The organism is Chloroflexota bacterium, assembly GCA_014360805.1.
Classification (GTDB): Bacteria; Chloroflexota; Anaerolineae; order DTLA01; family DTLA01; genus DTLA01.
This window is the reverse complement of sequence record JACIWU010000113.1, coordinates 1-7,445: the sequence shown is the minus strand read 5'-3', so window position 1 is coordinate 7,445 and position 7,445 is coordinate 1. Positions and strand designations below refer to the sequence as shown.

The window sequence follows — 7,445 nt, the reverse complement described above, 5'->3', positions numbered from 1 at the left end:
CGCCTGCGCGCCTGATGCCGCGGCGTCGGCCTTGTACCCCATCAGATTCAACGCCCGCGTGTTGGCCATCCGCGGCGTCGCTTCGTCATCCACCACCAAAATCCGCGCTTCAGGAATCGGCGGATATACAGGGTCCAGCAAGGTCTACCTCCTCCGACTCCTCACGAAGAGCCGGCGCCAGTGGGAGCGACACGATGAACGTCGCGCCCCCGCCCGGCGCGTTCCGGGCCGCGATAGAACCCCCGTGCTGCTGGATAATGCTGTGGCTAATCGCCAGCCCCAGGCCCGTGCCGTCTTCCTTTGTCGTGTAGAAAGGCTCAAAAAGCATGCTCATCGCCTCGGGTGTGATGCCCGAGCCGGTGTCCGAGAATGCCAGTTCCATCTGCCCCTCGCACACCCTCGCCGCGATGTCCAGCGACCCACCCCCGGGCATAGCCTCAATGGCGTTGATGATCAGGTTCAGAAACACTTGCGACAAGTGGTCGGCCGACGCCATCACTGGCGGCAGGTCCGCCGGAAGGTCTAGCGTAACCGCGATGCGCCGCTGCTGCAACTGATTCGCGGCCAGGTCCAGGGCATGCTGGACGATAGGCGGCACCAGCGTGGGGCGGCGCTCGATCTGCGGCGGCCGCGCAAAGTCCAGCACGCGCTCGCTCAACGCCATGAGCCGCTCTATCTCGCGCCGTACCGCCAGCAGGTACTCCTGCCGCTCCTCGTCGCCCAGCGGGAAGTCCAGCACCAACTCCAGACTGTTGCCGATGCCCTGCAGCGGGTTGTTGATCTCGTGCGCCAGCGCCGCCGCCAGCCGCCCCATCGCCGCCAGACGTTCCGTCCGCAGCATGTACTGCTCCATCCGCTTGCGCTCCGTGATGTCGCGGATGAGCGCCACCCAGCCGATGTGTCGGTGCTGCTCGTCCTCCAACGGCACCACGCTGTGCTCTGTGGTAAATACCCTCCCGCTCTTGTGCTTCATCGGGAACTCGGGGAGGAAGAGAAACCCTTTTTCGGCCAGGGCGGCGCGCAAATGGCGGTTGAATTCCTCCAGGCGCGCGCCATCCACATGGAGCAGGCCGATGTCCTGAGCCAGCATCTCCTGGCGCTTGTAACCGAAGATCTCCGTCGCGGCGGGGTTGCAGTCCAGAATCCGCATGTCCAGGTCTATGATAAACGCCGCGTCGCGCAGGCTCGCAAACGTCTTCTCCAGCAGGCGGCGGGACTTGCCGAGCGCCTCCTCGGCCTCGCGCCGCTTGGTGATGTCACGCACGTACTCAATGACCCCAATACAATTGCCGTTGTCGTCGTACATGGGGAAGGCGTACAATTCCAACCACCCCTCCACCCCTTTGGGGCCGGTGAGGGGAATCTCATCCATCTGCGGCGTGCCCTTCTCCATGGCCCGCCGCGTCGGACAGATGACACACGGCTCGCTGCGCAGGTGGTACGCCTGGTAGCATAGTTTGCCCACCAGAGGCGTGGCGTGGGCGTACCAGCGCTCCATGGCGTTGTTGACCCGCACAATGCGCATGTTCCTGTCCAGCACGCTGATGCCGTCCTGAATCCCGTCAAACACCGCCTGGAGGAACCACTCGTCATATCGGATTTTGTCCTCGGCGCGCTTGCGCTCGGTGATGTCGCGCACGTACTCAATGGCGCCGGTGGGCTTGCCATCATCGCCCAGCATGGGGAAGGCGTACACTTCCAGCCAGCCCCAGACCCCATCGGCCCCGGTCAGGGGCACCTCGTCCATCTGGGGAGTCCCCGTCTTCATCGCCCGAACGGTGGGGCAAATCGTGCAGGGCGCCTCGCGGCCGTGATAAGCGTGGAAGCACTTCTTGCCCACCAACGGCGTCATGTGCGCGTACCATTTCTCCATCGCCTGGTTGACGCTGACGATGTTCAGTTCCTTGTCCAGCACGCTGATGCCGTCTTGAATCCCGTCAAACACCGCCTTCAGGAAACGCTCGTCCTGGCGGATTCGCTCTTCGGCCCATTTTCGCTCCGTAACATCGCGCACACACGTAACGAGATGGGGAGCGCCCCCCAACAGAACCCGACGCGCCGTAACCTCTGCGGGGAAAATCACCCCCGTGCGGCGCTTGCAGGCCAGCGTGAAGGTGGCCGCGCCCGACCGCAGCGCGTCGCGCATGAAGCGCCGGGCAGTCGGCGCTCCCTCCGGTGCGACGAACTCGCACACATTCGCGCCGATCAACTGCTCTCGCGCGCACGCGAAAATCTGGCACGCCGATGGATTGCAGTCGAGGATGACGCCATCCGCCGTTTGCAGCACAATCGCCTCGGCGGCCGCCTCAAACAGCGCGCGATACCGCTCCTCACCGCGCTCCAGTTGGTCCGAGACAAGCCTCGTCTTCGTCCGTTCCATTCCGTTGCGTTATCTCCCGGGCCAGCAAGACGCGACACCGGGTGGCCGGTAGCCATCGCGCCACCGGCCACCCCGCGACCATCCGCCGACGCCAGCCTACCAGCGGTCTGGCCCGTACTCCACGCTCTTTTTCCAGTTGGTGCGCTCGCGCCAGTCGGGATACACGTACCGGCCGATGTTCATGTCGGTCGGGTGCTCGTACCGCGCCCCGGGCAGCAGGACGACGGTCCGCATGTCCAGCCGTTTCTCCTTCGCCTTGCGGCTCACGATGTACTCCAGGTACGACGGATCCTCGTAGCAGTTGGCCCAGTTGTCATGATGCGCCGGAATCACCACCTTCGCGTTCATGGCCTCGGCCACCCGCCACACATCCCACGGCGACATCTTGTCGGTGTAGCCGGGGGCGTTGTTGCCCATGTCCATGGTTACCATGTCAATCTTGTAGGTCTCGCCCACCATGCGGTACCCGTTGTGATACAGCGTGTCGCCCAGGAACGCCATGTTCCCGCCCTCGGTGTTGAAGATGTAACTCACGGCGACTTCCTCAAACGGCCTGGGCGTGTCAAAGCCAGTCTTGGTGGCGATGACATCAAAGTTCGGCGCGAAATCAATCTTCATGTCGGCAATCTGTACGCTCTTGCCCACCTCGGCCACAATGAGTCGGTCGTCGGGCACGCCCATGTTCTTCTTCATCCGTCGGGCGGCTTCGGGCGGCGCGATGAACTTGCAGTTCGTGGTCTGGAGCGCCGCGCTGATGGTGTAGAAGTCCATGTGGTCCTGGTGATGGTGGGTGATGCACACCGCATCCAGGCGGCTGAACTTCCACGGGTCTATTACGTGCGGGTTCAGGCGCATCCACCACAATTTGTCCGCGCCGCTGGTGCGACACACGCCGCAGTACGAGTAGTCCGTGAACAGGCTCGGCCCGGCGTACAGATCCACCAGGAAGACCGCGCCTGCCTGCGACTTCAGCGCGAACGACGGCCCGCCAAAGTACCAGAGAACGCCCGTCCCCGGCTTCACCTGAAAATGCTCAATCTCGTAGTTCAGGTACGTGCCCCACTCGGGAAAAACCTCCTGCAGCCAGATTTCTCGGGTCATCTTTCGGGGCAGCCCAATCGTCGCCCCGTCCATGACGCCCATCTCGTCGTACTTGACCACACTCTCGTCGCTCATGGCTTTGCTCCTTTCTTATTGTGAATTAGGTTGGGACCAAAACTTCGCAATGCGTCGGCAAAGGTTGCCGCTCACACCTTCAGTATAGCGCCTGTGCTGGCCGATGTTACCATCTTCGCGTATCGGTACAGATACCCCTCCTTCACCTTTGGCTCAGGGGGAACCCAGCGGGCCCGCCGCTCAGACAACTCCTGCTCGGATACCTCAAGCGTTAGCGTGCGATTGGGAATGTCTATCCAGATGCTGTCGCCCTCCTGCACCAGGGCGATGGGCCCGCCTTCCGCCGCCTCCGGGGAAACGTGGCCGATGGCCGCGCCGCGGGTTACGCCGCTGAACCGCCCGTCGGTGATGAGCGCCACCGACTCGCCCAGGCCCATGCCCACAATCGCCGACGTGGGTGCCAGCATCTCGCGCATCCCAGGCCCGCCCTTCGGCCCCTCGTACCGCACGACGACCACATCCCCCGGCACGATACGCCCGCCCAGGATGGCATCCACGGCGTCCTCCTCGCAGTCAAACACCCGCGCCCGCCCGCGCCGCTGCCGCATGGACGGAGCCACCGCCACCTGCTTGACCACCGCGCCCTCCGGGGCCAGGTTGCCCTTCAGGATCGCCAGGCCGCCCTCCGGATGGACGGGCCGATCCAGCGGGCGAATGATCTCGGCATCGCGAATCTCCGCTCCATCCAGGTTCTCACCCAGAGTGCGCCCCGTTACGGTCATCACCGACAGGTCCACCAGCCCCTTCTCGGCCAGCCGCTTCATCACGCCCTGCACGCCCCCCGCGCAGTCCAGGTCGTCCAGGTGATGCGGCCCCGCCGGACTCATGTTGCAGATGTGCGGAACGCGCTCCGCCACCTCCTGGAACAAATCCAGCGGGATGGTCAGATGCGCCTCGTTCGCAATCGCCGGAACGTGCAGCGCGGTGTTCGTAGAGCACCCCAGGGCCATATCCACCGCGATGGCGTTCATGAAGGCTTCGGGCGTGGCGATGTCGCGCGGACAAATCCCGCGCTGAAGAAGTTCCATGACCTTCACCCCGGCCAACTTCGCCAGGCGAAGCCTCGCCCCGCTCACCGCCGGAATCGTCCCGTTCCCCGGCAGGCCCATGCCCAGGGCCTCCGTCAGGCAGTTCATGGAGTTGGCCGTGAACATCCCGGCGCACGACCCGCACCCAGGGCAGCAGACCTCCTCCATCTCGGCCAACTCCGCCTCGGTCATGCGGCCGGCAGAAACCTGGCCCACGCCTTCCCACACGGTGGTCAGGTCGGTCTCGCGTCCGCGCCACAACCCCGCCAGCATCGGCCCGCCGCTCACGACGACGGCCGGAATGTTCAGCCGCAGCGCCGCCATCAGCATCCCAGGGGTGATCTTGTCGCAGTTCGTTACGAGGACAAGCGCATCAAAGGGGTGCGCCATCGCCATCACTTCCACCGAATCGGCGATGAGTTCGCGGCTGGCCAGCACGTACTTCATCCCCTCGTGCCCCATCGCCAGCCCGTCGCAGATGCCGATGGACGGGAAGACCACCGGCGTGCCGCCTGCCGATGCGACGCCGCGCACGACGGCCTCGGTTACGGCGTTGAGGTGGAAATGCCCGGGGACGATCTCGTTGAAGGCGTTGACCACGCCGACAATGGGGCCGTCAATCTCACGGCGCGTGTACCCTATGGAATACAACAACGCCCGGTGCTGCGCCCTCTTCAGCCCCTTCTTCATCGCATCGCTTCGCATCGGCACCCCCTTTGCGCAAGTGGTTGGAACATCGCGCCGCAGGCTTCGGGCTACGCCCGTGAATGCTATCCGGCTGGCTTCGCGGGAAGGTGCAGGATCGCGCGCGCCTCGTCGGGCGTGGCCGGCTCGCGCCCCGCCATCCGCGCGATCTGCACGGCCTTCTCCACCTGATCCCAGTTGCCCCGCGACTTTGTCTTCGTGGTTATGTCAATGTAGATGTTGTCTTCCAGGCCCACCCGAATGTGCCCGCCGAAGATCGCCCCGGCCATGGCCACCGGGAAGCACAGCGGCCCCACGCCTACCCCCTGCCACGTGGACCCGGGCGGCACCGCGTGGATGTAACTGTTCAGAATGTCCGAGTTGAATCGGGTTCCCCCCATCACCCCGAACACGAAGGAGAAATGTAGCGGCGGCACGAGGAAGTCGTAGTACTCCAAGAAGAACAACGTGTTGTGCACGTGGCCCAGGTCAAAGCACTCAATCTCGGGCTTGATGCCCTTCTCCTTCATCAGCGTGCCGAACTCTATGGTGGCCGAAAGCGGATTGTAGTACGTCTTGTCCGCGATGATGGAGCCATCCTTGTAACTCACGGTGCAGAAATTCATGGTGCCCGGGTTCAACGACGCCAACTCGGGCGTGTGGTACACGATGGGCCGCTTGCGCTCTTCCAGCGTGGAATCCAGACTCACGCCCGTGCTCAGGTTCAGCAGCACGCGGCTGTTCTCGCGGATGGCCTGCACCACCTCGCCCATGATCGTCGGATCGGTGGTCGGCTTGCCGGTGATGGGATCGCGGAAGTGGACATGCACGATGGCCGCGCCTGCCTCCTCGGCCCGCTTCGCCTCGCGGGCGAATTCCTCGGGCGTGTAGGGCACGTTGGGATTGTGCTCCTTCAGCGTAACGCTGCCGGCCAGCGCCGCCGTGATGATGACTTTGTCTGCCATCTCTCACCTCGCCTCATTCCATCTCCCGAACCTCGCGCAGCAACTTCAGTTGCCGCAGGAAATACAAATCGCGCTTTCGCAGAATCTGCTCGCGCGACTTGCCAGTATAGTCGTAGAACCCCCGCCCCGTCTTGATGCCGTAGTTGGCGCCCCGAACGATCTCGTCAAAGAACGCGGGCGTCTTCGTCATCGTGCTCAATTCCTTGAACAGATACTGACAGATGGTGTGGAACACGTCCAGGCCACCCAGGTCCGCCGTCTCCAGTGGCCCCAGCCACGGATAGCGGAAGCCGACCCCGTTCTTCAGCGTGCGGTCCACATCCTCAGCCGTTACGACCCCTTCCTGCACCAGGTGCAGCGCCTCGCGGAGCAGCGCGTACTGCAGGCGGTTGCTGGCAAATCCGGGGATGTCCTTCTGCACGCGCACCGGCACCTTGCCCAGCCGTTCGGACATGTCGTAGATGAGGTCCATGGTCTCTTCCGACGTCTGCTCGCCGCGAATCACCTCCACCAGCGGGACGATTTCGGGCGGGTTCGCCCAGTGCATACCGCCCACCCGCTGGGGATAGCGGCAAACCGACGCGATAGCCGTGATGCTGAGGCCCGACGTGTTGGTGGCGAGGATCGTGTCAGGCGGGCACAGGGTCTCCATTTCGCGGAAAAGGGCCTGCTTGAGAGCCAGGTTCTCGGGCACCGACTCCAGGACGTATTGGACATCTCGCAGCGCATCGGCGAGGGAATCGGTCCCGCGGATACGCGCTCGCGCGGCCTCCGCCTCCCCCTCGGATATCAGCCCCTCCTGGATGAACACCTGCTGGCTATGCTTCACCCTGTTGAGTGCCCTCTGGATTCCCTCGGCGCTTCGGCTGTACAGCGCCACCTCATAGCCGGCCTGGGCGAAGCACATGCTGATACCCGAACCCATGGTCCCCGCCCCGATCATGGCCACCCTGCGAATATCCTCAAGTCTCATGGCAATCCTCCTTGGCGGTTGGAAGGCGCAGACGGAAGCAGACGTGCGTTACAACGTTTACCCTGGCCCTATTATACCACAAGTTCGCGCGCGTGGTACACTCTCTTGGGCGAAAAACGGTGGTTTCCAATTCCCAGGGATATTATCGATTATCGATACACCACCGTAGATTATAATCCACATATCGGAGAACGTCAAGGCGCGTGGTGAACTCGTACAGCGCGGGCTTCCGACCAGTC

At 63.6% G+C, this 7,445-nt stretch carries 6 protein-coding genes; all 6 read right to left on the bottom strand.

Going from position 1 to position 7,445, the window contains the following annotated elements; translation table 11 throughout:
• On the bottom strand, window positions 1-141 hold a 141-nt coding region (locus H5T65_13300), incomplete at its 3' end, for a DNA-binding response regulator (protein MBC7260205.1).
• Window positions 110-2,380, bottom strand: coding sequence for a PAS domain S-box protein (locus H5T65_13295; GenBank protein MBC7260204.1), 2,271 nt, complete (start codon window positions 2,378-2,380; stop codon window positions 110-112). The genes H5T65_13295 and H5T65_13300, both read right to left, overlap by 32 nt.
• 96 nt (window positions 2,381-2,476) lie before the next feature.
• A complete protein-coding gene (locus H5T65_13290) occupies window positions 2,477-3,556 on the bottom strand; it encodes an MBL fold metallo-hydrolase (GenBank protein ID MBC7260203.1) in 1,080 nt (359 codons plus the stop codon).
• 71 nt (window positions 3,557-3,627) lie between these two features.
• Window positions 3,628-5,289 carry a dihydroxy-acid dehydratase gene (gene ilvD, locus H5T65_13285; protein MBC7260202.1) on the bottom strand — a complete coding sequence of 554 codons (1,662 nt, stop codon included), beginning with the start codon at window positions 5,287-5,289 and terminating at the stop codon, window positions 3,628-3,630.
• A 65-nt stretch (window positions 5,290-5,354) separates the two neighbouring features.
• Window positions 5,355-6,233 (bottom strand): 3-keto-5-aminohexanoate cleavage protein, encoded by an 879-nt coding sequence (locus tag H5T65_13280; protein ID MBC7260201.1) that lies wholly within the window; start codon window positions 6,231-6,233, stop codon window positions 5,355-5,357.
• Window positions 6,234-6,246: 13 nt separating this feature from the next.
• Window positions 6,247-7,206, bottom strand: a complete 960-nt coding sequence (locus tag H5T65_13275) for a 3-hydroxyacyl-CoA dehydrogenase family protein (protein ID MBC7260200.1) — start codon at window positions 7,204-7,206, stop codon at window positions 6,247-6,249.
• Window positions 7,207-7,445: the final 239 nt, after the last annotated feature.

Bases quoted from the DNA above. Each gene is read 5' to 3' on its own strand.
- H5T65_13295 (MBC7260204.1), bottom strand. From the start codon at position 2,380: ATGGAACGGACGAAGACGAGGCTTGTCTCGGACCAACTGGAGCGCGGT.
- H5T65_13290 (MBC7260203.1), bottom strand. From the start codon at position 3,556: ATGAGCGACGAGAGTGTGGTCAAGTACGACGAGATGGGCGTCATGGAC.
- ilvD (MBC7260202.1), bottom strand. From the start codon at position 5,289: ATGCGAAGCGATGCGATGAAGAAGGGGCTGAAGAGGGCGCAGCACCGG.
- H5T65_13280 (MBC7260201.1), bottom strand. From the start codon at position 6,233: ATGGCAGACAAAGTCATCATCACGGCGGCGCTGGCCGGCAGCGTTACG.
- H5T65_13275 (MBC7260200.1), bottom strand. From the start codon at position 7,206: ATGAGACTTGAGGATATTCGCAGGGTGGCCATGATCGGGGCGGGGACC.